Source organism: Pseudomonas sp. FW507-12TSA (assembly GCF_058781435.1).
Genome location: NZ_JBYSWT010000027.1, coordinates 1 through 26,234, shown reverse-complemented (window position 1 = coordinate 26,234; position 26,234 = coordinate 1). Strand labels below are relative to the sequence as shown.

At 64.2% G+C, this 26,234-nt stretch carries 23 protein-coding genes and 1 pseudogene; 15 read left to right on the top strand and 9 right to left on the bottom strand.

Annotated features, from left to right (window positions below):
- Window positions 1-13: 13 nt before the first annotated feature.
- Window positions 14-733, bottom strand: coding sequence for an SGNH/GDSL hydrolase family protein (locus AC3WK8_RS23145; RefSeq protein WP_103325968.1), 720 nt, complete (start codon window positions 731-733; stop codon window positions 14-16).
- A 125-nt stretch (window positions 734-858) separates the two neighbouring features.
- Between AC3WK8_RS23145 and AC3WK8_RS23140 the strand changes: the two genes are divergently transcribed.
- Together AC3WK8_RS23140 and AC3WK8_RS23135 are read left to right on the top strand one after the other, a co-directional pair.
- Window positions 859-1,482, top strand: a complete 624-nt coding sequence (locus AC3WK8_RS23140) for a TetR/AcrR family transcriptional regulator (RefSeq protein WP_085597750.1) — start codon at window positions 859-861, stop codon at window positions 1,480-1,482.
- A 128-nt stretch (window positions 1,483-1,610) separates the two neighbouring features.
- Window positions 1,611-2,174 carry a transcriptional regulator gene (locus AC3WK8_RS23135; RefSeq protein ID WP_085597751.1) on the top strand — a complete coding sequence of 188 codons (564 nt, stop codon included), beginning with the start codon at window positions 1,611-1,613 and terminating at the stop codon, window positions 2,172-2,174.
- A 342-nt stretch (window positions 2,175-2,516) separates the two neighbouring features.
- On the opposite strand, the gene AC3WK8_RS23130 is transcribed toward AC3WK8_RS23135, so the two are convergent.
- Window positions 2,517-3,839, bottom strand: coding sequence for an MFS transporter (locus AC3WK8_RS23130; protein ID WP_085597752.1), 1,323 nt, complete (start codon window positions 3,837-3,839; stop codon window positions 2,517-2,519).
- Window positions 3,840-3,865: 26 nt separating this feature from the next.
- Window positions 3,866-5,041 carry a M20 aminoacylase family protein gene (locus AC3WK8_RS23125; RefSeq protein ID WP_103325969.1) on the bottom strand — a complete coding sequence of 392 codons (1,176 nt, stop codon included), beginning with the start codon at window positions 5,039-5,041 and terminating at the stop codon, window positions 3,866-3,868.
- Between the two features lie 143 nt (window positions 5,042-5,184).
- On the opposite strand from AC3WK8_RS23125, the gene AC3WK8_RS23120 reads away from it, so the two are divergent.
- From AC3WK8_RS23120 to AC3WK8_RS23110, 3 genes are all read left to right on the top strand, one after another.
- The gene (locus AC3WK8_RS23120; protein ID WP_085597754.1) at window positions 5,185-6,135 is read left to right on the top strand and encodes a LysR family transcriptional regulator; all 951 of its coding nucleotides are present in this window, start codon (window positions 5,185-5,187) and stop codon (window positions 6,133-6,135) included.
- Window positions 6,136-6,221: 86 nt separating this feature from the next.
- Window positions 6,222-6,602, top strand: a complete 381-nt coding sequence (locus AC3WK8_RS23115) for a RidA family protein (protein WP_085597755.1) — start codon at window positions 6,222-6,224, stop codon at window positions 6,600-6,602.
- A gap of 113 nt (window positions 6,603-6,715) precedes the next feature.
- Window positions 6,716-8,716, top strand: a complete 2,001-nt coding sequence (locus AC3WK8_RS23110; RefSeq protein WP_103325970.1) for a peptidase U32 family protein — start codon at window positions 6,716-6,718, stop codon at window positions 8,714-8,716.
- A gap of 230 nt (window positions 8,717-8,946) precedes the next feature.
- Here the strand turns inward: AC3WK8_RS23110 and AC3WK8_RS23105 are convergent, their stop codons facing one another.
- Window positions 8,947-9,138 (bottom strand): PLD nuclease N-terminal domain-containing protein, encoded by a 192-nt coding sequence (locus AC3WK8_RS23105; protein ID WP_022644352.1) that lies wholly within the window; start codon window positions 9,136-9,138, stop codon window positions 8,947-8,949.
- Window positions 9,139-9,439: 301 nt separating this feature from the next.
- Between AC3WK8_RS23105 and AC3WK8_RS23100 the strand changes: the two genes are divergently transcribed.
- The 3 genes from AC3WK8_RS23100 (at window position 9,440) to AC3WK8_RS23090 (ending at window position 11,330) form a co-directional block, all read left to right on the top strand.
- Window positions 9,440-10,135, top strand: coding sequence for a peptidoglycan DD-metalloendopeptidase family protein (locus AC3WK8_RS23100; RefSeq protein ID WP_022644351.1), 696 nt, complete (start codon window positions 9,440-9,442; stop codon window positions 10,133-10,135).
- Window positions 10,136-10,220: 85 nt separating this feature from the next.
- Entirely contained in the window at window positions 10,221-10,691 is a 471-nt protein-coding gene (locus AC3WK8_RS23095; RefSeq protein WP_085597757.1) for a YbaK/EbsC family protein, read from the top strand.
- A 357-nt stretch (window positions 10,692-11,048) separates the two neighbouring features.
- Window positions 11,049-11,330, top strand: coding sequence for a hypothetical protein (locus AC3WK8_RS23090; RefSeq protein ID WP_256592349.1), 282 nt, complete (start codon window positions 11,049-11,051; stop codon window positions 11,328-11,330).
- A gap of 46 nt (window positions 11,331-11,376) precedes the next feature.
- Here AC3WK8_RS23090 and AC3WK8_RS23085 read toward each other — a convergent pair.
- Window positions 11,377-12,270, bottom strand: a pseudogene (locus tag AC3WK8_RS23085) (helix-turn-helix domain-containing protein); the annotation flags it as partial.
- Between the two features lie 163 nt (window positions 12,271-12,433).
- Between AC3WK8_RS23085 and AC3WK8_RS23080 the strand changes: the two are divergent.
- The 3 genes from AC3WK8_RS23080 to AC3WK8_RS23070 are packed head-to-tail and all read left to right on the top strand — an operon-like array spanning window position 12,434 to window position 16,239.
- A complete protein-coding gene (locus AC3WK8_RS23080) occupies window positions 12,434-13,792 on the top strand; it encodes a glutamine synthetase family protein (protein WP_103325971.1) in 1,359 nt (452 codons plus the stop codon).
- 48 nt (window positions 13,793-13,840) lie between these two features.
- The gene (locus AC3WK8_RS23075) at window positions 13,841-14,929 is read left to right on the top strand and encodes a polyamine ABC transporter substrate-binding protein (protein WP_103325972.1); all 1,089 of its coding nucleotides are present in this window, start codon (window positions 13,841-13,843) and stop codon (window positions 14,927-14,929) included.
- The gene (locus AC3WK8_RS23070; RefSeq protein ID WP_103325973.1) at window positions 14,926-16,239 is read left to right on the top strand and encodes an NAD(P)/FAD-dependent oxidoreductase; all 1,314 of its coding nucleotides are present in this window, start codon (window positions 14,926-14,928) and stop codon (window positions 16,237-16,239) included. The genes AC3WK8_RS23075 and AC3WK8_RS23070 overlap by 4 nt, the downstream gene beginning before the upstream one ends.
- Before the next feature lie 12 nt (window positions 16,240-16,251).
- Here AC3WK8_RS23070 and AC3WK8_RS23065 read toward each other — a convergent pair whose 3' ends face one another.
- Both AC3WK8_RS23065 and AC3WK8_RS23060 read right to left on the bottom strand, forming a co-directional pair.
- The gene (locus tag AC3WK8_RS23065; RefSeq protein WP_085597762.1) at window positions 16,252-17,199 is read right to left on the bottom strand and encodes an alpha/beta fold hydrolase; all 948 of its coding nucleotides are present in this window, start codon (window positions 17,197-17,199) and stop codon (window positions 16,252-16,254) included.
- Window positions 17,200-17,465: 266 nt separating this feature from the next.
- A complete protein-coding gene (locus tag AC3WK8_RS23060; protein ID WP_022644339.1) occupies window positions 17,466-18,221 on the bottom strand; it encodes a TetR/AcrR family transcriptional regulator in 756 nt (251 codons plus the stop codon).
- 378 nt (window positions 18,222-18,599) lie between these two features.
- On the opposite strand from AC3WK8_RS23060, the gene AC3WK8_RS23055 reads away from it, so the two are divergent.
- The 4 genes from AC3WK8_RS23055 to AC3WK8_RS23040 are packed head-to-tail and all read left to right on the top strand — an operon-like array spanning window position 18,600 to window position 23,244.
- Window positions 18,600-19,277, top strand: a complete 678-nt coding sequence (locus tag AC3WK8_RS23055) for an ABC transporter ATP-binding protein (RefSeq protein WP_177409158.1) — start codon at window positions 18,600-18,602, stop codon at window positions 19,275-19,277.
- Window positions 19,274-20,473: an ABC transporter permease gene (locus AC3WK8_RS23050; protein WP_103325974.1), complete on the top strand. Its 1,200-nt coding sequence runs from the start codon at window positions 19,274-19,276 to the stop codon at window positions 20,471-20,473. The genes AC3WK8_RS23055 and AC3WK8_RS23050 overlap by 4 nt, the downstream gene beginning before the upstream one ends.
- Window positions 20,466-21,959, top strand: a complete 1,494-nt coding sequence (locus AC3WK8_RS23045) for a TolC family protein (RefSeq protein ID WP_085597765.1) — start codon at window positions 20,466-20,468, stop codon at window positions 21,957-21,959. The genes AC3WK8_RS23050 and AC3WK8_RS23045 overlap by 8 nt, the downstream gene beginning before the upstream one ends.
- A complete protein-coding gene (locus AC3WK8_RS23040) occupies window positions 21,949-23,244 on the top strand; it encodes an efflux RND transporter periplasmic adaptor subunit (RefSeq protein WP_085597766.1) in 1,296 nt (431 codons plus the stop codon). The genes AC3WK8_RS23045 and AC3WK8_RS23040 overlap by 11 nt, the downstream gene beginning before the upstream one ends.
- 233 nt (window positions 23,245-23,477) lie before the next feature.
- Here AC3WK8_RS23040 and AC3WK8_RS23035 read toward each other — a convergent pair whose 3' ends face one another.
- Both AC3WK8_RS23035 and AC3WK8_RS23030 read right to left on the bottom strand, forming a co-directional pair.
- The gene (locus AC3WK8_RS23035; RefSeq protein WP_103325975.1) at window positions 23,478-25,181 is read right to left on the bottom strand and encodes an AMP-binding protein; all 1,704 of its coding nucleotides are present in this window, start codon (window positions 25,179-25,181) and stop codon (window positions 23,478-23,480) included.
- 19 nt (window positions 25,182-25,200) lie between these two features.
- Window positions 25,201-26,234: acetyl-CoA C-acetyltransferase (locus tag AC3WK8_RS23030; protein WP_103325976.1), on the bottom strand; the 1,034-nt coding region annotated here is incomplete at its 5' end.

Genomic DNA, 26,234 nt, shown 5'->3' with positions numbered 1-26,234 from the left:
GAGCGAGGGCGTTTCAGGCGCCAACCGGCGCGGCAAAACGTTGGCGCAGCAAGGTCGCGGACTGCTCGGCCCAGATCCGGTAGGCCGGTGCTCCGGGATGAAAACCATCAGCGGCCAGCAGGCTGGCATCCAGTGGTAGAGAGTCGCCCAGCAGCGTCAGCTGGGGCTGATCCCGGCTCCACTGTTCCAGCAGGCGATTGAAGTGCCGCGCCCTGCTTCCCAGGTACCAGCGCAAAGGCTGCGGCAAGGCGATGAAGGCATGCATCGGTGGCAGGCGTGAGAGCAAAACCTGATGTACCCGGAATCGTTGCCGCAGGCGCTGTACCAGCGTCGCCAGGCACGCCAGCCAAGCCTCGGCGGTAATCGCGCTGGTGACGTCGTTGACTCCTACACACACCAGTACCGCATCGAAGCCTTGCCCGGGGCTGTCTTCGATCCTGCGCAACAATTGCCGGGTATCGAGGCCAGCCTCGGCCAGCAGTTGCCAGGACAGGCTGAAGTCACGGGCCAGGCAGGTCGCCAGCTGGCCGGCCAGGGCATCGTCCTGGTGGCTCACGCCGACGCCGGCGGCGGCCGAATCACCGACGACCAGCAGGCGCAGGGATGGGCCTTGGCCACAGCTGCCGGCTCGCGGCCCCTGGGGCTCGGGCAGCCTGGGGGTGAACCGACGCACATACAGCCCCTGGGCCAGCAGCAGCGGCCCCAGGACGATCCTGGACAGGCTCTCGATCATGATCCATGCACCCGATGGCAGTGGTGGCACGCAGGCTACGGCGCAATCTTAACAGTGTCAAGATTCTTCATCATGCTAAGATTCGCCGCGCTCCAGCCCTTCTGTCCGACCTTTTCGAGCCGTGCATGACCAAGAATTCCCCGCGCTCGCGCGACTCCTACCACGTGGGCAACCTGGCGCCGCAGTTGCTGGACGCCGCCCGGACGCTGCTCGAGGAAGTAGGCCCGACCCGGCTGTCGTTGCGGGCGGTGTCCGAGCGGGTCGGCGTCAGCTCCACCGCCGCCTATCACCACTTCGCCAACCGCACGCAGTTGATCGGCAGCCTGGCGGCCCAGGGGTTTCGCGAGCTGGCGGCGGTGCTGGTACTCAAGGACCGCGACAGCGGCGGCGTGCAACGATTGCGCAGCGCCTGCCTGAGCTATTTCAGCTTCGCCCGGGGCAATCCCGCGTTGTACCAGCTGATGTTCGGCCCGGAGTTCGCCGGCGGCGACATGCCACCGGAACTGGGCAGCGCCCGCGAGCAGGCCTTCGGTGAACTGCGGCGGATCATCGCCGGCCTGCTGGAGCAGGATGTGCAGAGCGCCGAGGTGCGCCGAGCCGCCCTCGCCGGCTGGTCCTACACCCACGGCCTGGCGTCCCTGGTGATCCACGCAGTGCTGGACTTCCCCGAGGGCACCAGCGACGAGCGCTTCGTCGACAGCACCCTGCAAGGCTTGCAACAGCTGTTCCGGGCCAGCAATCCGGGCTGAGCCCCAGGCGATCAGCGGCAAAAGCCCGCTGGAACGATCATTTTCCTGGCCGAAGCGGTCATTTACGTTGAAGCCAACGACTATTTCTGCACAATGCGTGCAATTGAAAACTGACTAGAGGCCCACTGATGCTCTTGACCTCTCAAGACGAACGACTCATCAAGGCGCTGGCCCAGGCCATCGTCGACCGTCCGCGGGCGACCCTCAAGGAGCTGGCGGAACTCGCCGGAGTGAGCAAGGCCACCCTGCACCGCTTCTGCGGCACGCGCGACAAGCTGTTGCAGATGATGGAAGACCATGGGCAAGGCGTGCTCAAACGCATCATCGACGGTACCGACCTGCAACATGACGAACCCGTGGCCGCCCTGCGCACGTTGGTCAGCGAACACCTGGCCCACCGCGAGATGCTGGTGTTCCTGTTGTTCCAATACCGTCCCGACACCATGCTCAACGATGGCGAGGACGAGCGCTGGCAGTTCTACACCGATGCCCTGGATGCGTTCTTCCTGCGAGGCCAGCAGTTGGGAGTGTTCCGTATCGACATCACCGCCCAGGTGTTCACCGAGCTGTTCCTGACCCTGATCTTCGGCATCGTCGATGCCGAGCGCCGTGGCCGCGCGGCCAGCGCCAACTCGGCCAATGTGGTGGAGCAGATGTTCCTCCACGGCGCCATCGCCACCAAGCCTGCCTGAGCCCTCGCCTCTTGCTCCGGTGCCTTGCCGGAGCATAAAAAAGCCCCGCGGCCCTGGGGCCAACGGGGCAAAACTGGCTGGTTGCGGCCAACCAAAGGAGCTGGACCGGCAAATCCATCCGTACCATGGCCCCTGGCAGAGCGACGCGGCCATGGCACTGCGTGCTGCTGGAGCCCCAGGGACGGTGTCAGCGCCTTCCCTGCGCACACGGATTGCCGATAAAACGCCCGGAGCGGTTCCGGACTGGAGCGAAGATACTTTCATGGCGCCAATGAGTCAATATTGACTCACATGAATCATAAAAATATCCAGCGACCCTGCCCCTGACTACCACCTCGCCGCTCAGTCCAGCTCCTTGCCTGCCGTTTCAGGCGCCAGCTTCAGCCCCGCCAGGCACAGCATGATCGCCGCGAACATGTACCAGGCCGGAGCATTGGGGCTACCCGTAAGGCTCACCAGGCCAGTGGCGAACAGCTGGGTAAAGCCGCCGAATACCGCCACACCGAGGCAATAGCAGATGGACATGCCGCTGGCCCGTATGCGCGCCGGGAACAGCTCCGGCAGCAGCGCCATGTTGGGCACTATGGTGTAGGTCAACGGGATGCTGAGCAGCGTCACCAGCGCCAGCAGCACACCGATATGCGGGTGCTGGTTGATCAGCAGGAACGCCGGGTAGATCGCCAGCAGCAGGATCGGCAGAGGCCAGAAGATCGACTTGCGCCGGCCAATGCGATCGCTCAAGCGCCCGGCATGGGCCGACAACAGCAAGGGTGGCAGGCAAGCGAAGATGGCAGCCCAGGTGGCGATCCCCAGGGGCATGTGCAACACGCTGATGGCGTGGTTCGCCAGGTAGAACTGAATGGTGTAGATCGGCACCGTGGCGCCGATCACCAGCAGCACTCCCGCCGCCAGTTGCCGGGGGTGGCCCAACAGCAGCCTGAGGGAATGGGCGGCGGTATCGCCGTGGCGCCCCTGGTGCCGGTGTACCGGGGGCTCCGGCAACCGGTGGCGGATGTATTCGCTTACCGGAATGGCCAGGATGCCGATGGCGAACACCAGCCTCCAGCCCCAGCTGTCCATGGCCTCGGCGCTCAGCAGGTTGCTCAGGGTCATCACCAGTACACCGCCAAAGACGATGCCCAGGCTCTGGCTGAAGGTTTGCCAACTGCAGTAGTAGCCCCGTGAATGCTTGTCCGCATACTCCATCAGCAGGGTGGTGGAGCTGCCGATCTGCCCGCCCACGGCGAACCCCTGGATCAGCCGCGCGATGATGATCAGCGCCGGTCCGAGCAGGCCAGCCTGGGCATAGGTCGGTGCCACGGTGAACAACAGCGAGCCCGTGGCCATCAACCACAGCGTCAGGCGCAATGCCGCCTTGCGTCCGGCGTGGTCGGCATACAGGCCGATGACCAGGCCACCCAGCGGGCGCATGACGAAGCCGGTGCCGAACACGGCCAGCGACAGCATCAATGGAATCAGCGAATCATCACCGAAGGGAAAGAACAGCCGCGCCATCAGGGTCGCCAGCATGCTGTAGACCAGGAAGTCGTAGAACTCCAGGGCGTTGCCCAGGCAGATGGCGGCAATCGCTCGAGGGTTCTTCACCAAGGGTGGGGCATGGCAGGTATCGGTGATGGAGTTGATGGTTGTTTTTGTTGTTGTCATCGATGGTTCCTCTCAGGGTGTTCGGTTCAGGTCAGGAAACGCTGGGCCAGGCGCACCCAGAAACTGGCCCCCAAGGGCAAGGCCTGATCGTTGAAGTCGTATCCGGGGTGGTGTACCTCGCAACCGCCGGCGCCATCGCCGTTGCCGATCAGCAGATAGCAGCCGGGCACGCGCTCCAGCCAGAAGGCGAAATCGTCGCTGGCGCAGATCGGCCGCATGTCCGGCACCAGCCCCTCCTCACCCAGCCAGTCGCGGATCACCTGGGCGGCCAGTGCACTGGCGCCCGGATCGTTGACCAGCACGGGGTAGCCCTCGCCGAAGATCACCTCGGCCCTGGCGCCGAAACTGCTGGCATGCAGCTCGGCCAGGCTCTTGATCCGCTGCCTGAGCATCTGCCGGACCTCAGGCTGCAGGGCCCGGACGCTCAAGCGCAGTTCCGCGCGTTGCGGTATGACATTGGCCGCGTCGCCAGCCAGGAAGGCCCCGACGGTGACGATGGCGGTCTCGCTGGGCGGCGCGTTGCGCGAGACCAGGCTCTGCAGGGCCATGACCAGCGAGGCGCCGACCACCACCGGGTCCTGGGTCTTGTCGGGCATCGCGCCGTGGCCGCCGGCGCCGTGGATCAGGATCACGATGTTATCGGTACTGGCCATGCATGGCCCGGCCAGCACCCCGAACTTGCCCAGGGGCATGCCCGGCGAATTGTGCAGGGCGAAGATGGCGTCGCAGGGAAATCGCTCGAATACCTGCTCTTCGAGCATGTGCCTGGCCCCGGAGCCGCCATGGCCCTCCTCGGCGGGCTGGAAGAACAACTGCAGAGTCCCGCGCCAGGCAGGTTTGCGAGCCAGCTCCCAGGCCGCCGCCAGGAGCATCGCGATGTGCCCGTCATGGCCGCAGGCGTGCATCTTGCCCGGGATGCGGCTGCGCCAGGGGCGCTCGCCCTGCTCCTGGATCGGCAGCGCATCGAGTTCGGCACGCAACCCCAGGCGCGGGCCCTGGCCATTGCGCAGGGTGGCCACCAACGCGGTGCCGGCCATGGCCGGGTGGATCTGGTAGCCCCACTCTTGCAGGCACTGGGCCACGCGCTCGCGGGTGAGGGATTCTTCATGGCCCAACTCCGGCTGGGCATGGATCGCCCGGCGCAGCTCGATCATGGCCGGGGTGATTTCGGCGATGCCGGGGGTTATCCAGCTTTCATGCATGGGGAATGTCCTGAGTGACAAGGAAAGCCTGCAACGGCGATTGGACCGGTCTTGGCCCAGTGGCTAACCTAGCGCCGGAAAAAGCCCGGCATAAGCCGCAAATACGTTGTCGTGACAACCTTTGGTATTCAGGGGAAAGCGCCGTGAAGCTACATCAACTGCAAGCCTTGCTGGCCGTTGCCGAAGGCGGTGGGATTCGCGCCGCCGCGCGTATCCTGGGGTTGTCCCAGGCCGCGGTGACCCGAGCCTTGCGCGAACTGGAGGAGGAACAAGGCCTGGCCTTGCTGGTGCGCCATACCGGGGGCGCCAGGCTGACGCCGGCAGGCAAGGTGCTGCTCCCTCACGCCAGCCAGATCGCCAGCCAGTTGCAGCGGGCCCAGCACGAACTGGCGCAGTTGCGCGGCGCAACCCCGGCGCGGCTGTGCGTAGGCGTCACCCCCTGGCTGGGCCAGACCCTGCTCGCGCCGACGCTGCGGGCATTCCGCCTGGCGCTGCCCTCAGTCCAGCTGGAGATCTATGAAGGCCTGCAGGCAGTGAGCCTGCCATTGCTGCGCAGCGGCTTGATGCACCTCGCCCTGGGCCCGGCCAGCACCCTGCCGGCCCAGGAATTCGTCCACCAGCCCCTGGTTCGCTACCGCATGCAGGTCCTGGCTTCCTGTGGGCATCCGCGCGGCACGGCGCGCTCCCTGGGCGAGCTGCTGGAGGACGACTGGGTGATGAATTTCGGCCCCTCCGGCCCTGCCCCGCTGGTCCAGCAGTTGTTCGAGCGCCACGGCTGGAGCATCGCCGCCGGGCGTATCGTCGGCGCCCAGTCCAGTGCCATGCTCAGCAGCCTGATCGTGGATGCCGGCATGCTTGGGTATTCACCGGAGCCCATGCTGCTGTGCGCCCCCCTGCGGGGCCGGGCCCAGGCCCTGGACCTGGTCGAACCGCTGGAAGAAGCGCAAGTCAGCGTGATCCACCTGCGCGACCAGCCGCTGGACACCGCCGCGCTGTGCTTCGTCCAGTGCCTGCAGGACAGCCTGAAGGCCTGCGGCCGCTCCCGCAGCCCCGAGCAGCGCCAGCTGGCGGGGATGCTCGAGCTGCTCTTCTGAGCCCCTCACCGCGTACGCCTCGACTGGTAAATGCCGCCATTGATGGCATCATGCGAGGCCCGTTTTCCCAAGGACAAGAAAAGCCCATGGCCAACCACGATATCTCCTTCCTGCCCGACCCGGACGCCGACTCCATTTCTTCCGACGTTGCCGGCTTCGGCGGCCTGCTGGTCTCCACCCAGATCCCGACCCATGCCGACGGCAGCCTGGAGCTGGGCGACATCACCCGGCAAAGCGAGTGCACCCTGCAAGCGCTGAAAGTGGCCCTGGAACGCGCCGGCAGCTCCATGGACCGGGTCCTGCACCTGACCATCTACCTCACCGACATGGCTGACCGCCCAGCCTTCAACGAGGTCTACCAGCGTTTCTTCGCCAAGCCCTGGCCGGTACGTGCCGCCGTCGGCGTGGCTGCGCTGGCGGTTCCCGGCATGCGTGTGGAAGTCACCGCGATGGCCGCCAAGGCCTGACGCCAAGCGGCTGCGCCCAGTGCGCAGCCGCCACCGGGCAGTACACGGGTGCCGGGCAAGCGTTTCGCCGCTACAATGCGCGCCTTGCCCCTGATAAGCCTGATTAGAAAAACATGTCCTTGCCCAAACACCACCTCGAACTGCTCAGCCCTGCCCGCGATGTCGGTATCGCCCGCGAAGCCATCCTGCATGGCGCCGACGCGGTCTACATCGGTGGCCCGAGTTTCGGCGCCCGCCACAACGCCAGCAACGAGGTGAGCGAGATCGCCCAGCTGGTGGAGTTCGCCCGCCGCTATCACGCCCGGGTGTTCACCACCCTCAACACCATCCTCCATGACAACGAACTGGAACCGGCGCGCAAGCTGATCCACCAGTTGTACGACGCTGGTGTCGACGCGCTGATCGTCCAGGACCTGGGGGTGATGGAGCTGGACATCCCGCCCATCGAACTGCATGCCAGCACCCAGACCGATATCCGCACCCTGGCCCGGGCCAAATTCCTCGACCAGGCCGGTTTCTCCCAGCTGGTACTGGCCCGCGAGCTGAACCTCAAGGAAATCAGCGCCATCGCCGCCGAGACCGACGCGGCCATCGAATTCTTCATCCACGGCGCCCTGTGCGTGGCCTTCTCCGGCCAGTGCAACATCTCCCACGCCCAGACTGGCCGCAGCGCCAACCGTGGCGACTGCTCCCAGGCCTGCCGCCTGCCCTACACCCTGAAGGACGAGCACGGCGGGGTGATTGCCTACGAGAAGCACTTGCTGTCGATGAAGGACAACAACCAGAGCGCCAACATCCGCGCCCTGGTCGAGGCCGGGGTACGCTCGTTCAAGATCGAGGGACGCTACAAGGATGTGGGCTATGTGAAGAACATCACCGCCTACTACCGCCAGCGCCTGGACGATGTGCTGGAGGACCGTCCGGACCTGGCCCGCGCTTCCAGCGGCCGCACCGCACACTTCTTCGTTCCCGATCCGGACAAGACCTTCCACCGTGGCAGTACCGACTATTTCGTCAGCGAGCGCAAGATCGACATCGGTGCGTTCGACTCACCGACGTTCACCGGCCTGCCGGTGGGCGTGGTGGAAAAGGTCGGCAAGCGTGACCTGCAAGTGGTGACCTTCGAGCCGCTGTCCAACGGTGACGGCCTCAACCTGCTGGTCAAGCGCGAAGTGGTGGGTTTCCGCGCCAACATCGCCGAAGCCCGTGGCGAGTTCGAGGAAGACGGTGAAAAACGCTATCGCTATCGCGTCGAGCCCAACGAGATGCCCGAGGGCCTGCACCGCCTGCGTCCCAACCATCCGCTGAGCCGCAACCTGGACCACAACTGGCAACAGGCCCTGACCCGCACCTCCGCCGAACGTCGCATCGGCCTGGCCTGGCAGGCTCGCCTGCGCGAAGAGCGCCTGGAACTGAGTGCCACCAGTGAAGAAGGCATCGGTATCAGCGTCGCCCTGGACGGTCCCTTCGGCGTAGCCAACAAGCCGGAGCAGGCCCTGGAGCAATTGCGCGACCTGCTGGGCCAGCTGGGCACCACCTGCTACCACGCCACCGACATCAAGCTGGATGCGCCCCAGGCCTACTTCATCCCCAACTCCCAGCTCAAGGCCTTGCGCCGGGAAGCCATCGAGGCCCTGGACGCCGCGCGTATCGCCGCCCACCCCCGGGGCTCGCGCAAAGCCGAGAGCAACCCGCCACCGGTCTACCCCGAATCACACCTGTCGTTCCTGGCCAACGTCTACAACCAGAAGGCCCGTGACTTCTACCACCGCCACGGGGTGCAGTTGATCGACGCGGCCTTCGAGGCCCACGAGGAACACGGCGAAGTGCCGGTGATGATCACCAAGCATTGCCTGCGCTTCTCCTTCAACCTGTGCCCCAAGCAGGCCAAGGGCGTGACGGGGGTGCGCACCAAGGTGGCACCGATGCAGCTGGTGCACGGTGACGAGGTGCTGACCCTGAAGTTCGACTGCAAGCCTTGCGAAATGCACGTGGTGGGCAAGATCAAGGGCCATATCCTCGACTTGCCGCTGCCCGGCAGCGCCGCAGACTCGGTAGTTGGCCATATCAGCCCCGAGGACCTGCTCAAGACCATCCCCCGCGCGCCGCACTGACAGCTGGGCGAGCGCGGCGCAATGCCGTCGCGCTCGCGGCTCCGATCAGGGGCCACATCTGCCGATGGCATCCCCGGCTACAGCGCTATCGGCAACCCCCAGAAAGCTCCAGATGCCACAGCTGCCACAGCTGCCATGGGCGATATCCGTCGCGCTCTACCTTTTCCGGCACCGCAAGCCGCCCCGGCTGTGCCGACCAGCGCGCCTCAGTCTCTGCCCGCCCCGGGATGCTAACCATGCGCTTGCCTTGGGCCCACGCATAACCAGAGCAAGAACCCCAGCAGCGGGACGAAGATGATCACCACTAGCCATGCCCCCTTGTTTTCGGAGCTGGCCCCGCTACGCAGCAGGCTCTTGATGGCCCAGAACTCGATCAGCAAGACGATGACGGCCAACGCGATCCAGATGTATTCGATGTGCATGGATTTCCTCCCGGTCTGTACTTGCTTAGGAAGGAACCTTTAGCCGGGGTTCAGTTTGATTGACCCGGGGCGTCACAACGGAATCGGCGAACCAGGGCTATCTGGCGGGAGCAGGAGTCAGGCCACTATGGCCATGGCGGCTTTTTTTCCGACGGCGGGAGTTCGATGCCTGTTGCGGTGGTCTACTACGCGCCGAGCGTTCGGCAAACAGGTATAGTTGCCGGCTTCGTCGCCCAGCGATTGGATTCAGCGCTGGCCGTGCGTTCCGGGCCCAGGCCCATCAAGACAGAATGGATAGCGTGTGTTCGCAAGATTCATATTCATTGCCCTGCTGCTGACCCTCTCGGCCTGCAGCTCCAACTCACCCAGCTCCGGGCCTCTGAAGGCCGGGGAGTACCGGGTCAAGCGCGGCGATACCCTGTATTCCATCGCCAGCCGCAACGGCACGAACTGGAAGGAAGTGGCGCGACTCAACGGCCTGAAGGCGCCCTATACCGTGGAAGTCGGCCAGGTGCTGAAGGTTGGCGGCAGCACGCCCAGGACGACCCGGGTGGCCAGCAGCAAGACACGAACCTCCAGCAGCCGGAGCAAGGCCCCGCCGCCCCCGCCGCCGATGCCCAAGGTCACCCTCAAGGGCTGGACCTGGCCACTGCGTGGAGTGCTGATCGGACGTTTCTCGCCCACCGGCAAGCTCAACCAGGGCATCCGCATCGCCACCACCCAGGGCCAGCCGATCCACGCCAGCCTGGGCGGCAAGGTCGCGTTCGCCGGCTACATGCGTGGCTACGGCAACCTGATGATCCTCCAGCACGGCCCGTCCTACACCAGCACCTATGCCTACAACAGCAAGCTGGTGGTCAAGGAAGGCCAGATGGTGATCAAGGGCCAGAAGATCGCCGAGGCCGGCTCCCAGGACACCGATCGCGCCCAGCTGTACTTCGAGATCCGCGCCAACGGCGTGCCGGTGGACCCGTTGCGCTTGCTGCCACCGGGCTGAGTGCCCAGCCCAGCGGTTCATACGACCCCAGGCCGTGGCGCTGGCGCCAGCTATTCTCCGCCTTCCCATCCCAGGAGAAATTCCCATGAGCATCAGTAAACGAGCCCAACAGTTCCAGGACCTGCTCCACCAGCGTGGACTCGACCTGACGGTACAAGAACTCCCGGACTCGACCCGCACCGCCGACGACGCGGCCAACGCCCTGGGCTGCGAAAAAGCCCAGATCGTCAAATCCCTGGTGTTTCGGGGCACGCTCGACACGCCTGTGCTGGTCCTCGCCAGCGGTCCCAACCGAGTCAATGAGCAAGCCATTTCCCGTTTGCTCGGCGACAAGATCACCAAGGCCGACGCCGATTTCGTCAAGCAGGTGACCGGCTTCGCCATCGGGGGCGTGCCACCGCTCGGGCATCGGCAGGAACTCAAGCTGTTGGTCGATGAAGACCTGCTGAACTTCGATGAAGTCTGGGCCGCCGCCGGCACCCCCAATGCCGTGTTCCGGATTACCGGCCCACTGACCGCCATCCTGCCCAGGCACCAGGTGATCTGCGTCAAGTAGCCAAGCAGCGAATGCACCCGCGATCTACCCGACGCCTTGCCGCGTCGGGCGCCTCTGGAATCGGTTGACGACTGTCGAGCCGGCGTTTCTAATGCGTCGCCCCACGCAAGTCCCCATTCCAACGACAGGTGCAGGATGCACGTTCCACTCAATTGCGCAGTTCACGACGATTTGCAGCCCCCACTGCCAGCCAGTCTCCGGTTTCATCCCACACCCCGCTCGTTTGCTCCTTTCATCAGGGGCGCGCTATTGGCCCTGACGACGTTCGCACTCCATGGCTGCGTAGGCGCCTGGGTGGACATGCCTGAGGAACAGGTATCGAAGACTGCTGCCCACCGACGACTGATCGAAAATGCCATGACGCCCGTCATCACGCGCACGCAGAAGAGCTCGCCCGAACGACAATGGTGTGGCGCCACACTCTTGGTGGTGATCCTGCCGATCCCGCTCAAGCTGCCGGTGTGCGAGTCCTACAGCAATGCCATCGCCTACGGCAACGACATCAACGGCACTGAGGTACCCCTGCTGCGCTCGAGCCGCAAGATCAGTTCGGACTTCCATGCCTGCGGCCCCTTCATGTTCCTCGGCCCCCTGATGCACGGCTACCAGGGTAATGCGCTCTGCGGAACATTCCGCTAATCGCGCTTGCGCCATCCCGTGGGTTGAAGATGGTGGCCCCGGGCGCGCGCCTCAGGGTCTGGCTCGGCAACTCCCCGAACAAGGCCCGATAGCTGCTGGAAAAACGCCCCAGGTGCCAGAACGACCAGTGCATCGCCACCTCGGCCACCGTGGTGTCCGCCGGGCCGCGGCTGAGCAATTCGCGATGGGCGCTGTTGAGCCGGCGCAAGCGCAGCCATTGGCTGGGAGCCATGCCGGTAAAGCCCTTGAAGGCGCTCTGCAACTGGCGCAGGGACACCCCGGCAACCTGGGCCAGCTCCAGCAGGTTGAGGGTTTCCTCGGGGACATCGGCGGCCCATTGCGCAACCCGCTGCATGATCGCCCGTTCCTCCGTGCGCCGTTGCAAACCACCGGGGTCCAGACGCACGCAGGCGTTGTCGAGGATGTACAGGCAATCGTCCAGCAACTGCTGGGCCAGGGCCTCGCGACTCGGTGGATCGAGGGTCTGTGACAGCCGGGTCAGGGTCGCGCTGAGCCAGCGACAGAACAACGGGTTCTGCTGGCAGGTCAAGGGCGCCATGAACAAACCATCGAGGCGCTCGACTCCCAAGGCCTGGCCCTGGACGAACTCGGGGCCGAACACCACCGCCACCTCCTGGTAGTTCTCGGGGGTGATCCAGATGTTGCGGCTTTCGCCATTGAGCACGTACAGCGCGTTGTCGCTGCGATCGAAACAGAACGCCAGGGCCCCTTCGGGGGCGTTGAAGTTCTGTTCGACCCGGGTATTCATGCGCTCTTCGTAGATTTCCACGCCCTGCAGGTCCAGGTAGCGCACCAGGCCATTGAAATGCCCGGGGGACATCTGCCGGTACTGCTGGACCCAACCTGGCGTGGCCCGGACCTGGTCGAGCACATCGAAGCTCTTGAAAGCCTGGACCTGAAGCGGATTGGACGTCGTCATGGGAAGACCTTACGCACTCTTTTGGTGCGTTTTGCTTCTGTTTAAAGTGGATAGATGGAACCACGAGGCTTGCCCAAGATAGTCGCCAATGCGCCGCAGGGGAAGCCTTGCCGGGATACTCCCGCTCACCTGGGTGCAGATGAAAACAATCATCGAGGTCTTTATGAACGCCCCTTTCGATCAGCTTTCCTCATGGCTGAAAGAGCACAAGATCACCGAAGTAGAGTGCGTGGTCAGCGACCTGACCGGGATCGCCCGCGGCAAGATCGCCCCCACCAACAAGTTCCTGCATGAGCGAGGCATGCGCCTGCCGGAAAGTGTCCTGCTGCAAACGGTCACCGGGGATTTCGTCGACGACGACCTGTACTACGAGCTGCTGGATCCGGCGGACATCGACATGCTCTGCCGCCCCGATCCCTCGTCGATCTTCCTGGTGCCCTGGGCCCTGGAACCCACCGCCATCGTCATCCACGACACCTTCGACAAGTTCGGCAACCCCATCGAGCTGTCGCCACGCAACGTGCTGAAGAAAGTCCTGCAGTTGTACACCGACAAGGGCTGGCAGCCGATCGTGGCTCCGGAAATGGAGTTCTACCTGACCCAGCGCTGCGAAGACCCGGACCTGCCGCTGCAAGCCCCCCTGGGGCGTTCGGGGCGTGCCGAGAGCGGCCGGCAGTCGTTCTCCATCGATGCCGCCAACGAATTCGACCCGTTGTTCGAGGATGTCTACGACTGGTGCGAAGCCCAGGGCCTGGACCTGGATACGTTGATCCACGAAGACGGCCCCGCGCAGATGGAGATCAACTTCCGCCATGGCGACGCCCTGGACCTGGCGGACCAGATCACCGTGTTCAAGCGCACCATGCGCGAGGCCGCGCTCAAGCACAACGTCACCGCCACCTTCATGGCCAAGCCGATCACCGATGAGCCCGGCAGCGCCATGCACCTGCACCAGAGCGTGGTGGACATCGCCACCGGCAAGCCGGTGTTCACCAACGACGACGGCAGCATGAGCGAGCTGTTCCTGCAGCACATCGGCGGTTTGCAGAAGTACATCCCCAAGGTGCTGCCGATGTTCGCCCCCAACGCCAACTCGTTCCGCCGCTTCCTGCCGGATACCTCGGCCCCGGTGAACGTCGAATGGGGCGTGGAAAACCGCACCGCCGGCCTGCGGATACCGACCTCCAGCCCGGATGCCACGCGGGTGGAGAACCGCTTGCCCGGCGCCGATGCCAACCCCTACCTGGCGATCGCCGCGAGCCTGCTGTGCGGCTACCTGGGCATGGTCGAGGGCATCGCCCCCAGCGCCGCGGTAGAAGGCCGCGCCTACGAGCGACGCAACCTGCGCCTGCCGATCACCATCGAGGACGCCCTGGCGCACATGGAGGAGTGCCCGGTCATCGAGCAGTACCTGGGGCGCAAGTTCGTGCGTGGCTATGTCGCGGTCAAGCGCGCCGAGAACGAGAACTTCAAGCGGGTGATCAGCTCCTGGGAACGCGAGTTCCTGCTGCTCAGCGTCTGACCCCGGCGATCTTTCGCACAACAAAAACATCCCACAGAGGTGTCGAACATGCGTCTATTCAAAGCAGTGATCCCGGTCGCCCTGGCGACCTTGTGCAGCACCGCCGCCCAGGCCGAGCCCAGTGTCAGCGTGTACAACTGGAGCGACTACATAGGCAAGACGACCCTGGCCGACTTCCAGGCCCAGACCGGGATCAAGGTGATCTACGACGTGTTCGACTCCAACGAGACCCTGGAGGGCAAGCTGCTGGCCGGACGTACCGGCTACGACGTGGTGGTGCCTTCCAACCACTTCCTCACCCGCCAGGTGAAGGCCGGGGCCTTCCTCAAGCTGGACCGGGCGCAACTGCCCAACTGGAAGAACCTGGACCCGAAGCTGATGACCCTGTTGCAGCAGAACGATCCCGGCAACCAGTACTCGGTACCCTACCTGTGGGGTACCAATGGCATCGGCTACAACGTCGACAAGGTCAAGCAGGTACTGGGCATCGACCATATCGACTCCTGGGCGGTGTTGTTCGAACCGCAGAACCTGAAGAAGCTGGCGCAATGCGGGGTCTCGCTGATGGACTCGCCCGATGAGGTCATGCCGGCGATGCTCAACTACCTGGGCCTGGACCCCAACAGCCAATCGGCGGCCGACTACCAGAAGGCCGAGGCCAAGCTGTTGAGCCTGCGCCCCTACATCACCTACTTCCACTCCTCCAAGTACGTCTCGGACCTGGCCAACGGCAATATCTGCGTGGCGTTCGCCTACTCCGGCGATGCCTTCCAGGCCGCCAACCGGGCCAGGGAAGCCAAGAATGGAGTGAACATCGCCTATGCCATTCCCAAGGAAGGCAGCAACCTGTGGTTCGACCTGATGGCCATCCCCGCGGACGCCACCAATACCAAGCAGGCCCATGCCTTCATCAACTACCTGCTGGACCCGCAGGTGATCGCCAAGGTCAGTGCCCAGGTCGGCTACGCCAACCCCACGCCGGCCTCCCAGCAGTACATGGACGCCCAGCTGGTGAACGATCCCGAGGTCTATCCACCCAAGGAGGTACTGGACAAGCTGTACATCGCCAGTACCCCTTCCCCGGCGATCATGCGCGTCATGACTCGTTCGTGGAGCAAAGTGAAGTCCAACAAATGAACCAGCCATTCTCCCTGGGCGGCGCCAACGGGCACGCCCCCTCCTACTACGCCGCCTCGGTCGGCGCCCTCCCCGGCTACCCATCCCTGGAAGGCGACCTGCACGCCGATGTCTGCGTGATCGGCGGCGGTTTCACCGGCGTCAACACCGCCATCGAGCTGGCCCAACGCGGGCTCTCGGTGATCCTGCTGGAGGCCCGGCGCATCGGCTGGGGCGCCAGCGGGCGCAACGGCGGGCAACTGATCCGTGGCATCGGCCATGAAATCGGCGGCTTTGCCCGTTACGTCGGCCAGGAAGGACTCAAATACCTGGAGCGTGCCGGCATCGACTCGGTGGAACTGGTGGGCCGGCGCATCGCCGAACACGGCATCGACTGCGACCTGCGCTGGGGCTTCTGCGAGCTGGCCAACACCAAGGCCCAGTACGCCGCGTTCCAGGCTGAACAAGAGCACTTGGTGGGCCTGGGCTACCGTCACCCGACTCGCCTGGTGGCCGCGCAAGACATGCAACAGGTGGTGGCGTCCCGAGTCTATGCCGGCGGGCTGGTGGACATGGGCTCCGGACACTTGCACCCACTCAAGCTGGTAATCGGCGAAGCCCGATTGGCCAACAGCCTGGGGGTGCGGATCTTCGAGCAGAGCCCGGTGCTGGAGCTGCGCCACAGGGATAGCGTGACGCTGCGCTGCGCTGCGGGCACGGTGCGCGCCGGACGCCTGGTGCTGGCCTGCAACGCTCACCTGGAAGACCTGGAGCCACGCCTGAGCGGCAAGGTCCTGCCCGCTGGCAGCTACATCATCGCCACCGAACCGCTGCCCGAGGCCCTGGCCAGGCAACTGATCCCGGACAACCTGGCGCTGTGCGACCAGAAAGTAGGCCTGGACTACTACCGCCTCACTGCCGATCGCCGCCTGCTGTTCGGCGGCGCTTGCCATTACTCAGGCCGCGACCCGGTGGATATCGCCGGCTACATGCGGCCGAAGATGCTCAAGGTGTTCCCGCAACTGCGGGACATCGGTATCGACTTCCAATGGGGCGGCAAGATCGGTATCACCGCCAACCGCTTTCCCCAGGTCGGGCGCCTGCGCCAGTATCCGAATGTGTACTACGCGCAGGGTTACTCGGGCCATGGGCTGAACGTCACCCACTGGACGGCGCGCCTGCTGGCCGAGGCGATCCATGCCGGACACAGCCAAGGCCTGGATGTGTTCAGCGCAGTGCCGCACATGACCTTCCCTGGCGGCCGGGCCCTGCGCGCGCCGCTGCTGGCACTGGGCATGTTCTGGCATCGGCTGCGCGAGGTGCTGGGCTGATATCCGGACGCCTCAGGCAAAGCGTCGCTGCAGGAAGTCCAGCAACAAGCGGTTGACCTGTTCGGGACATTCGCTTTGCAGCCAGTGCCCGCAGTCTTGCAGCAGATGTTGCTCGAGGTCGACGACCCGGTCGGGCATGCGCTTGAGGGTATGGGCTTCCAGGACCCCGACCGGGTCGCTGTCGCCCAGCAGGAACAAGGTAGGCTGGACGATTCGGGCTTGAGCGAGGAACTCGCTGCGCTGCCAGTTGCGCTCGAAGTTGCGGTACCAGTTCAACGCCCCACGGAAACCGCGGCCGGCGAAGGTTTGCCGATAAGCCTGGAAATCCTCTTCGGAACACCAGGCGGGCAAGCCCTCGGGGATAGTCACGCCGTCGAACAAGCGGGCCTCGGCCGGCTTGGGTTGCAGCAACGCGTCGATGTTGCCCATGAACAAGCGCAGGCTGGCATCGATGTCGGCATCCAGCTCAGCTTCGGCCAGCCCCGGTTCCTGGAAATACAGGATGTAGTTGAAATGCGCGCCGTGCACCTGGCGCATGATGTCCGTAGCCGGACGCTTGGGCCTTCCGGCAAAAGGCACCGACATCGTCACCAGCGCCGCCACCCGCTGCGGTTCCAGCAGCGCCAGGTGCCAAGCCACCGGAGCGCCCCAATCGTGGCCGACCATGCACACCCGGCCATGATCGAAGGCGTCCATGGCCTGCTGGATGTCGGCGCACAGGGTCAGCAGGTCATAGTCTTCTAGCGCCTGGGGAGCCGAGCTGCGGCCGTAGCCACGCATTTCCGGGACGAAGACCTGGAACCCTGCCGCCACCAATGCCGCCACCTGGTGGCGCCAGGAATGCCAGCATTCGGGAAACCCATGCAGCAACCAGACCGGTCGGCCCTGCTGCGGGCCGGCCACGCGGACGCTGAGTTCGATGCCGTTGACGGCCAGAATGTGCTGCTGGAATGAAGTCATGGCGAGGGCTCCTGGCGAGTGCCAGGAAAACCTAGCAGATGTCCCGCCAGGTACTGAGCATCATCCACCGGCCGAATGATGCAGGTAGCGCACCTGCCCAGCGAGGTGAATGAGTGGGGGCTGGCGTTTCGTGTAGTCGCAGCCGCAGGCTGCGCAGCGGGCATCGGCTCAGGTTGATCCGCGAACTGCGACTGCTGAGCAGTCGGTCGCAGCCTCGCCAGCTAGCAGCTACGAGTCGCAAAGCAGGCTCGTTGGGCTGGGGAAAATCAGCTGGTGGCCAGCCCGGCCATGGACTGGCTTTGCTGGCGGATCGAGCGCTGGGTAGCCAGGACCTTGCCCAGCGCCTGCTCGGAATCCGGGTCCTGCATCGGCGCCCGAATGGCCGCCGACACCAGGCTGATCAGCTTGGCCATGACCTCGGCGTCGGTAGCCGGACGCCCCAGGCTCATGGCCTGCATCAGCAAGCGCAGCTCGGTACCGGCCATTACCCCGGAAATTGCCTTGAGGGCGAACTGCAAGCGCACCCCCAGCTCGTTGCGCGGCAGATCCGGCAGAGCCAGGGCGAACGCCTTGAAAAAGCGCTCGAACACCGGCTGGTAGTGTTCCTTGAGGTATTCCTGGATGAAGGGCGAGGTATCGCTGTACACCCGGCCAAGGAAGCGGATGAACGAACGTCCTTCCACCCCGCCGCTTTCATCACTGCGCTCCATGCCCATGGCCGGGGCGAACAACACCCCCAGCAGGGTTTCGCAGTCCAGGGGGCCATCGGCCTGCTCCTCGCACTTGGCCAAGAGTTCCAGGCGTTGGTCGTTGAGTGGGCCCAGGCGCTGCATGAGCAGGGCTTTCATCAGCGAGTCCTTGTCGCCGAAGTGATAGTTCACCGCCGCCAGGTTGACCTTGGCCCGTTCGGTAATCTGGCGCAGCAGCACGGCGTCGTAGCCGTACTTGATGAATAATGCCTCGGTCGCTTCCAGCAGTCGGGTCTTGGTGACATTGGGGGCACTGAGTTTCTTGGCGACCATGGAGGGCTAACCTTTACTGGATGAAAAACTGACCGTTCGAACAGTGTTTTAAAAAAAAATTTGATTTTTTATACCCGCGAGATTCCCTAAAAGCAAGGGCCTTAGGGACTCTCAAAGCGCCCATAGGCCGTTTTGTGACCAGTGGGTTCCTACCCCGAACCTGTCAAAAAAAGCTCTCGATTACCCGCCCTAGACGGCTGGCGCATGGGAATGAACGCAGTTACTATTCAAACAAGTTTTTTAAAATAATAAATAAAACCAGAGCTTGGCGCTGTCTCGAAAAAAACCTCCATGCCCTTCAAGGCGTGGTTTTTTTCGAACAGGCCGCCGAGCCAGCCGGCGCAGTAAGCAATGACAGAGACGATAATCGAACAAGGTTTGATCTCCCTGCAAGGCATAGGCAAGAGCTATCGGCTGGCAGAACAACCTCTGCATATCCTCAAGAATGTTTCCCTGTCCATCAATGCCGGCGAAAGCTGCGCCATCCTCGGCGCCTCGGGCTCCGGCAAGAGCACCCTGCTGAATATCCTCGGCCTGCTGGATCTGCCCGACAGCGGTGACTACCGCTTCGCCGGCCACGATATCTTTCGCGCCAGCCCCGACCAGCTGGCGGCGATCCGCAACCGCCAGATCGGCTTCGTGTTCCAGAGCTTCAACCTGCTGCCGCGCCTCAGCGCCCTGGACAACGTCGCCCTGCCCCTGAGCTACCGGGGCGTGGCCCGGCGCGAATCCCTGGAGCGGGCCATGCACGTACTCGACCAGGTCGGGCTCGGCCAGCGTGCCGATCACCGCCCGGCGGACCTGTCCGGCGGCCAGCGGCAACGGGTGGCCATCGCCCGGGCGCTGGTGGGCGAACCCTCGGTGATCCTGGCCGACGAGCCCACCGGCAACCTCGACAGCCACACGGCCCGGGACATCATGGACCTGCTGCTGTCGCTGAACCGCGAGCGCCAGGTGACCCTGATCATCGTCACCCACGACCCTGGCATCGCCCAGCGGCTGGAGCGGCAGATCCGGGTCAACAACGGCGTGGTGCAAGAGGTCTGCCCGGCATGAGCCTGATGCTCGAGCAAAGCGCCAGCCAACTGCTGCACGAAGCCTTCGTCAGCCTGCGGACCCTGGGCAAGCGCTCGGTCCTGGCCTTGCTGGGCATCGTCATCGGCAGCTCTTCGGTGGTGGCCCTGATCAACATCGGCCATAACGCGGCAGAGGACGCCGCGGCGATTTTCCAGGACATGGGCACCGACACCCTGGTGGCACGCTTTCCCGGCAATGGCGACACACGCACGCCGATGCCGGAGGCTCTCGATGCCCAAGCGCTGAAGCAAGCAGTTCCCAGCCTGCTCGAAGTCGCCCCCATCGCCCTGCTCAGCGGACCGGTGGTGTTCAATGGCCGCACCGCCAATGCAAGCCTGGTCGGAGCCACCACCGGGCTGGCTGCAGCCATGCGCTTGCACCTGCGCGAAGGGCGCTTCCTGTCCGATTTCGATCAGGGCGAGACCTATGCGGTGGTAGGCCACCAGATCGCCCAGATCCTGGGCACCCCGGGACAGCCGCTGAGGCCGGGTGAGCGGATACGAATCAACGACTACTTGTTCCTGGTCATCGGCATTCTCCAGAGCCAGCCCAACGCGGTACTGGTGCCGGTCCAGGCCAACGACTCGGTGTTCCTTCCCCTGTCCGGCATGCGACGCATCTTCACTTCGCCGCAGATCAGCAACGTGGTGACCCGCGCCGCACCAGGCCAGGACATGGAGCAAGTGGCGGCGGCCATGACCCAGGCGTTGAAGACCATATTGCGCGGTAGAGACGTGGAGGTGCAGGTGCCGCAACAGATCATCGATGGCATGACCCGACAAAGCCGGACCTTCGGTTACCTGCTGATGGCCCTGGGTGGCATTTCCCTGGTGGGAGGCGGCGTCGGGGTGATGAACGTGATGCTGATGAATGTCTCCGAGCGGCGCCGGGAGATCGGTATCCGCATGGCACTGGGCGCACGCCAGCGAGACATCCGTAACCTGTTCCTGTTGGAAGCCGTGACCCTGACCGCAGTCGGTGCGCTGTCCGGGGCGGTGCTCGGGGTCACATCGGCCTTCATCTACGCCAAGATGTCCGGCTGGCATTTTTCCCTGGCTGCCGCCTCGCTACCGCTGGGTATTGGCAGCACTCTTCTGGTGGGCCTGTTCTTCGGCTTGTATCCGGCGGTCTCGGCCTCCAAGCTGCAACCGGTGGAGGCGCTGCGCGATGAATGATTGGCGTCTCTGGACCCTGGCCTACCTGTGCCTGTGCCTGACGAGTCCCTGGGGCCAAGCCAGGGAGCTGGTCGCGCCACCTTCGGTGCCCACCATGCGCAGCAGTTACGAACGCAGTGCACTGCTCAGCCAGCAACTGACCGACCTGACCCTGGGAGATGCCGTCTACCTGGGATTGCGTAACAACCGCAGCATCCGCAGCACCTATCTGCAACGTGTGGCACAGAAGTTCGACTTGCGGGTAGCCGAGGACACCTTCAACCCCAAGCTGCTGATCACCGGTTCCTACCGTAGTTCCAGAAGCTCCAGCGACGCGGAACAAAGGGCCAGGGTGACCCCCACCACCAGCCTGCTCAGCGAATATGGCACCAGGCTGAGCATGGCCTGGACCCAGGACCTGAGCAGGGCCGACAATGCGGGGCGCTATCGCAGTGACGGCCTGGACCTGTCGATAGTCCAGCCGCTGCTGCGGGGCGCCGGGTGGGACGTGACCACTGCCCCGTTGCGACTGGCACGGCTCACCGAGCAAGGCAACCGCCTGAACCTCAAGGCGACGGTCGCCCAGACCATCAGCACGATCATCACCACCTACCGGGAGCTGCTGCGTTCCCAGGAACAACTGGCTATTGCCCAGGATGCCCTGAAACGTGCAACCACCCTGCTGGAAGTCAACCGGGCATTGATCACGGCCGGGCGCATGGCCGAATTCGAGATCGTGCAGACCGAAGCCGATATCGCCAGCCAGGAGCTGGGAGTCGAGGAAGCACGCAACCAGGTGGATCTCAACCGTCTGTCCTTGCTGCGCCTGCTGGCTCTGGACCTGTCATCGCGGATTCGCGCCAGCGAAGCCTTGCAGGCATCGAAGATCAGCATCGACCAACGTGAAGCCTTGCGCCTGGCCCAGGCCCAGCAACCCGAATACCTTGCCACCCTGTTGGGCAGCCAGCAGGCCGAATTGGGTCTGGTGATGGCCAAGGACCAGGCACGCTGGGACGTCAACCTGGTTGCGGGAGCCAACCAGACTCGCAACCGGTTCGACACCGACACTCGCAATGGCTCGGAACGCAATTGGAATGGCTACACCGGTGTCGAGATCAGTATTCCCATCGGCGACCTGAGTACGCGCCAGGCCGAAGTCCGGGCACAGGTCAATGTGGAGAACCAGGAGATCCTCCTGGCCGATGCGCGCCAGGTACTCGAGCGCGACGTCGACAACGTGGTGCGCGACCTGGGCACCCGCTGGCGCCAATACGAGATTGCCCAGCGAGCCAGCGAGCTGTCGAAACGCAAGCTGGAAATCGAACGGGAAAAGCTCAGCGCCGGTCGTTCCAGCAACTTCCAGGTACTGAGCTTCGAGAGCGACCTGCGCAATGCCGAGAATGCCCGGCTAAACGCACTGATCGCCTACCTCAACGCGCAAACGCAACTGGACCTGACCCTGGGCATGACATTGGAAAGCTGGGAGATTGCGCTCAATGACTTCTGACAAGCCACAGGCTGGCAAGCGTCGTCGCCACGCCCTACAGGCGCTCGCGCTGGCCGTGGGCATCGCCATCGGCGCAGCGATCCTGATCGATTACCGATCACCGGCAGCCGACCAAACTGGCACTGGCCGCTGGATCGCGATCCAAGGTGCCCAGCTCACCCACCAGATCGGCCTGGTGGGCAAGATCGAGCCGCAGAAGACCATCGTCCTGACGGCGCCTTTCGAAGGGAATGTCCAAGCCAACCTGGTAGAACAGGGCCAGCGCGTCGAGGCTGGGCAGGTGCTGTTGCAGATGGACCCGGCGCTGGTGGAAATCCAACTGCGCGACGCGCTTGCCGTACAGCTCAAGGCTCGTCGTACGGTCCAGGAACTGCGGGACTGGAACAACGGCAGCACGGTCGCCCGGGCACGACGAACCCTGCGTAATTCGCAGATGTCCCTGGCCAACAGCGAGCGCAAGCTGCGTGAAAGCCAGGACCTGTTCAAGCGCGGCATCATCCCGCGCAATGAACTGAACGACCAGGAACAGCAGGCACAGATCCAGCGCATGGACCTGACGGCCGCCCAGGGTGAGTTGCAGCAGGCGCTCAACCAGGGATCGGGTGAATACCGGCAGATTGCCGAGATGGAGTTGACCAATGCCACGGTCAAGTATGAAAGCCTGCGCAAGCTCCTGGAGGCCAAGGAAGTGGTCGCGCCCTTCGCCGGAATAGTCGTTCCACCTCCCGGCGGCAGCTCAGGCAGCAATCCGGCAACCACCAGCACAGGACCGGTACAGGCTGGCGCGCACCTGGGCCAGGGCCAGGTATTGTTCGGCCTGGCCAACATCGAACAGCTGAAGATCGTCAGCAAGGTTTCGGAACTGGATATCAACCAGCTGCACCAGGGCCAGCGCGTGGAGATCCTCGGCGATGGCTTCGATGGTGAACGCCTGGAAGGCGTGGTGGATATCGTCAGCAGCCTGGCCATCCCCAACGATTCGCCCGGGTCCAGCGCCCAGTTCCCGGTGACCCTGTCGATTCCCCAGCTGGCCCCGGAGCAACTGCAACGGGTGCGCCTGGGCATGAGTGCCCGGCTGACCATCATCACCTACAGCAACGACCAGGCGATCGTGGTGCCCCCCGCGGCGATCCAGCGCAGCGCCGAAGGCATGAGCGTGGAGTACCGCCCCGCAGCCGACCAGCCGGCACGGCGAGTACCGGTGACCACAGGTCAATCCACAGCCGAGGGCGTGGAAGTGTTCGGCCTGCAAGCGGGCCAGGTACGCCTGCCCGAGGGCCAGTGAACACCCAGGGATGACATGGCTTGCCAGCCTTGTGGAAACAGCGAAGGTAAAAAAACGCCCCGCAGGGCAATGCCGATCGGTCAAGGAAATCAGGCGCGAGGCTTGCCCGCAATGGCGTTCAGTGCGCTGCGTTTATCCAGCCAATACGCGCTACCGCTAACGACCATCGCGAGCGAGCTTGGCTCCTGCAGGGGATCCTATGCCCCCGGCAGGAGCGCCCGGTTTGCTCAGGTTCAGCGCAGGGCCCGGCGCAGGACCTTGCCGACGGTGGTCTTGGGTAGCTCTTCGGTACGGAACTCGACGTAGCGCGGCACCTTGTAGCCAGTGAGGTACTCGCGACAGTGGGCGAGCAATTGCTCCTGGGTCAGGTTCGGGTCCTTGCGCACCACGAAGATCTTAACCTTCTCCCCTGTCACTCCATCCTCGACGCCAATGGCCGCCACCTCCGCCACCCCCGGATGCAAGGCCACCACATCCTCGATCTCGTTGGGGTACACGTTGAAGCCGGACACCAGGATCATGTCCTTCTTGCGGTCCACCAGGCGGATGAAGCCGCGTTCGTTCATCACCCCGATATCACCGGTGGAGAGCCAGCCATGGCGATCCAGGACCTTGGCGGTTTCCTCGGGCCGCTGCCAGTAGCCCTTCATCACCTGCGGGCCACGTACCTGCAGCTCGCCCTCTTCGCCGATGTCCGCCAACTGGCCGTCCTCGCGTATGAAGCGCACCCAGGTGGAGGGCAACGGCACCCCGATGGTGCCGCTGAAGTCGCTTTCACGCATGCGGGAAATGTCGATCGGACTGATGCTCACCACCGGCGAGCATTCGGTCAGGCCATAACCTTCGACGATCGGCACCCCGGTGACTTCCTTCCAGCGTTGGGCCACGGCGGTATGGGTGGCCATGCCTCCGGCGATCGTCAGCTTCAGGTCGGAGAAGTCGCGCCCACGGAACTCCTCGTTCTCCAGCAGGCCATTGAACAGGGTGTTGACCCCGACGATGCCGCTGAATTTCTCCTTGCGCAGGATCATCTGCACCCGCTTCACATCCCGCGGGTTGGCGATCAGGATGTTGCGCCCGCCCAGGCACATGAACATCAGGCAGTTCACCGTCAGCGACAGCACGTGGTACAGCGGCAGCAAGGTGACGTTGGTTTCCTGCTGGTTTTCGTCCAGTTGGTCGCCGACCCAGGCCTTGGCCTGCATCAGGTTGGCCAGGATGTTGCGGTGGGTGAGCATGGCACCCTTGGCATCGCCCGTGGTACCGCCGGTGTACTGCAAGAAGGCGATATCGTCCTGCGCAAGGTCCACCGGCCGATGCTCCAGCACCGCCGCCAGCTTCATCATCGCCGGGAAGCGAATCGAGCCTGGCAGGTTGAACTTGGGAACCTGCTTCTGCACGTGGCGCAGGACGAAGTTCAGTGCCGCGCCCTTGAAGGTGCCTACCAGGTCGCCGATGGAGGCCACCACGATGTTCTTCAGCTTGCTCCCGGGCATGGCCTGCTCCAGGGTGTGGGCGAAGTTCTCGAAGATCACCACCGTCTCGGCGCCGCTGTCCTTGAGCAGGTGGCGCAGTTCGTGGGCGGTGTACAGCGGGTTGACGTTGACCACCACCGCTCCCACCAGCAGGGTGCCGAACAGGCAGATCGGGTACTGCAGGCTGTTGGGCATCATCAACGCTACCCGGTCGCCCTTCTTCACGCCCTTGGACTGCAGCCAGGCGGCGAAGGCGAACACCCGCTTCTCCCACAGGTCATAGCCCATCTCGGTGCCAATGCTGACATAGGCCACCCGTTGTCGATACTTGTCCACGTGTTCGAGAAACACCTCGCGCAGCGACTGGTAGCGGTCGATGTCGGCTTCGATATCGCTGGGTACACCCGGCATATAGGCGTTGAGCCAGATACGCTCCACGGGCTGCAGGCTTACGACGCTCATTGGCAGTCTCCTTGTTATTTTATTTTTCGACGATGGCGGTGACACCCAACCCGCCTGCCGCACAGACGGAAATCAGTCCGCGGCCTCCACCGCGCTCGTGGATGGCCTTGGCCAGGGATGCCAGCAGACGCCCGCCGGTGGCGGCAAAAGGATGCCCGCACCCCAGGGAACCGCCGTTGACGTTGAGTTTGGCCCGCTCGATGCTGCCCAGTGGTCCTTCGAGCCCGAGCTTGTCCCGACAATAGTCGGCATCTTCCCAGGCCTTGAGGGTACACAGCACCTGGGCAGCGAAGGCTTCGTGGATCTCATAGAAGTCGAAGTCGCCAAGCCCCAGCCCCTCCCGGGCCAGCATGCGCGGCACCGCGTACGCCGGAGCCATCAGCAGGCCCTCGGTGCCATCGACGAAGTTCACCGCCGCGGTCTCCCCGGTACGCAGGTAGGCCAGCACCGGCAGATTATTGGCTGCGGCCCATTCTTCGCTGGCCAGCAGCACCACCGAGGCGCCATCGGTCAGGGGCGTCGAGTTGCCCGCGGTCAGGGTGCCGTTGTTGCGATCGTAGGCCGGGCCCAGGCCGGCGAGCTTCTCCAGGCTGGCATCGGCGCGCAGGTTGTTGTCCCGCGCCAACCCGCGATACGGCGTCAGCAGGTCGTCGAAAAAACCCCGCTGGTAGGCCGCACTCAACCGCTGGTGGCTGGCCAGGGTCAGTTCGTCCTGGGCCAGGCGCTTGATCTGCCAGCGCTTGGCCATTTCTTCGCAGTGCTCGCCCATGGACAGGCCGGTGCGCGGCTCGCCATTACGCGGTAGCAACGGCTTGAAGAACATCCCCGGGCGCACCTTGAGCAGGCTGCGCAGCTTGTTGCCGGTACCCTTGGCGCGATTGGCCGCGAGCAGGGTGCGACGCAAGCCCTCGTTGATGCCGATGGGCGCATCGGAGGTAGTATCGGCCCCCCCGGCGATGCCCACCTCGATCTGCCCCAGGGCAATCTTGTTGGCCACCAGCAGCGCTGCCTCAAGCCCGGTACCACAGGCCTGCTGGATATCGTAGGCCGGAG

Bases quoted from the DNA above. Each gene is read 5' to 3' on its own strand.
- AC3WK8_RS23105 (WP_022644352.1), bottom strand. From the start codon at position 9,138: ATGCACATCGAATACATCTGGATCGCGTTGGCCGTCATCGTCTTGCTG.
- AC3WK8_RS23115 (WP_085597755.1), top strand. From the start codon at position 6,222: ATGGCCAACCACGATATCTCCTTCCTGCCCGACCCGGACGCCGACTCC.
- AC3WK8_RS23045 (WP_085597765.1), top strand. From the start codon at position 20,466: ATGAATGATTGGCGTCTCTGGACCCTGGCCTACCTGTGCCTGTGCCTG.
- AC3WK8_RS23050 (WP_103325974.1), top strand. From the start codon at position 19,274: ATGAGCCTGATGCTCGAGCAAAGCGCCAGCCAACTGCTGCACGAAGCC.
- AC3WK8_RS23140 (WP_085597750.1), top strand. From the start codon at position 859: ATGACCAAGAATTCCCCGCGCTCGCGCGACTCCTACCACGTGGGCAAC.
- AC3WK8_RS23095 (WP_085597757.1), top strand. From the start codon at position 10,221: ATGAGCATCAGTAAACGAGCCCAACAGTTCCAGGACCTGCTCCACCAG.
- AC3WK8_RS23110 (WP_103325970.1), top strand. From the start codon at position 6,716: ATGTCCTTGCCCAAACACCACCTCGAACTGCTCAGCCCTGCCCGCGAT.
- AC3WK8_RS23040 (WP_085597766.1), top strand. From the start codon at position 21,949: ATGACTTCTGACAAGCCACAGGCTGGCAAGCGTCGTCGCCACGCCCTA.
- AC3WK8_RS23065 (WP_085597762.1), bottom strand. From the start codon at position 17,199: ATGACTTCATTCCAGCAGCACATTCTGGCCGTCAACGGCATCGAACTC.
- AC3WK8_RS23090 (WP_256592349.1), top strand. From the start codon at position 11,049: ATGACGCCCGTCATCACGCGCACGCAGAAGAGCTCGCCCGAACGACAA.
- AC3WK8_RS23080 (WP_103325971.1), top strand. From the start codon at position 12,434: ATGAACGCCCCTTTCGATCAGCTTTCCTCATGGCTGAAAGAGCACAAG.
- AC3WK8_RS23145 (WP_103325968.1), bottom strand. From the start codon at position 733: ATGATCGAGAGCCTGTCCAGGATCGTCCTGGGGCCGCTGCTGCTGGCC.
- AC3WK8_RS23135 (WP_085597751.1), top strand. From the start codon at position 1,611: ATGCTCTTGACCTCTCAAGACGAACGACTCATCAAGGCGCTGGCCCAG.
- AC3WK8_RS23060 (WP_022644339.1), bottom strand. From the start codon at position 18,221: ATGGTCGCCAAGAAACTCAGTGCCCCCAATGTCACCAAGACCCGACTG.
- AC3WK8_RS23070 (WP_103325973.1), top strand. From the start codon at position 14,926: ATGAACCAGCCATTCTCCCTGGGCGGCGCCAACGGGCACGCCCCCTCC.
- AC3WK8_RS23035 (WP_103325975.1), bottom strand. From the start codon at position 25,181: ATGAGCGTCGTAAGCCTGCAGCCCGTGGAGCGTATCTGGCTCAACGCC.
- AC3WK8_RS23075 (WP_103325972.1), top strand. From the start codon at position 13,841: ATGCGTCTATTCAAAGCAGTGATCCCGGTCGCCCTGGCGACCTTGTGC.
- AC3WK8_RS23125 (WP_103325969.1), bottom strand. From the start codon at position 5,041: ATGCATGAAAGCTGGATAACCCCCGGCATCGCCGAAATCACCCCGGCC.
- AC3WK8_RS23130 (WP_085597752.1), bottom strand. From the start codon at position 3,839: ATGACAACAACAAAAACAACCATCAACTCCATCACCGATACCTGCCAT.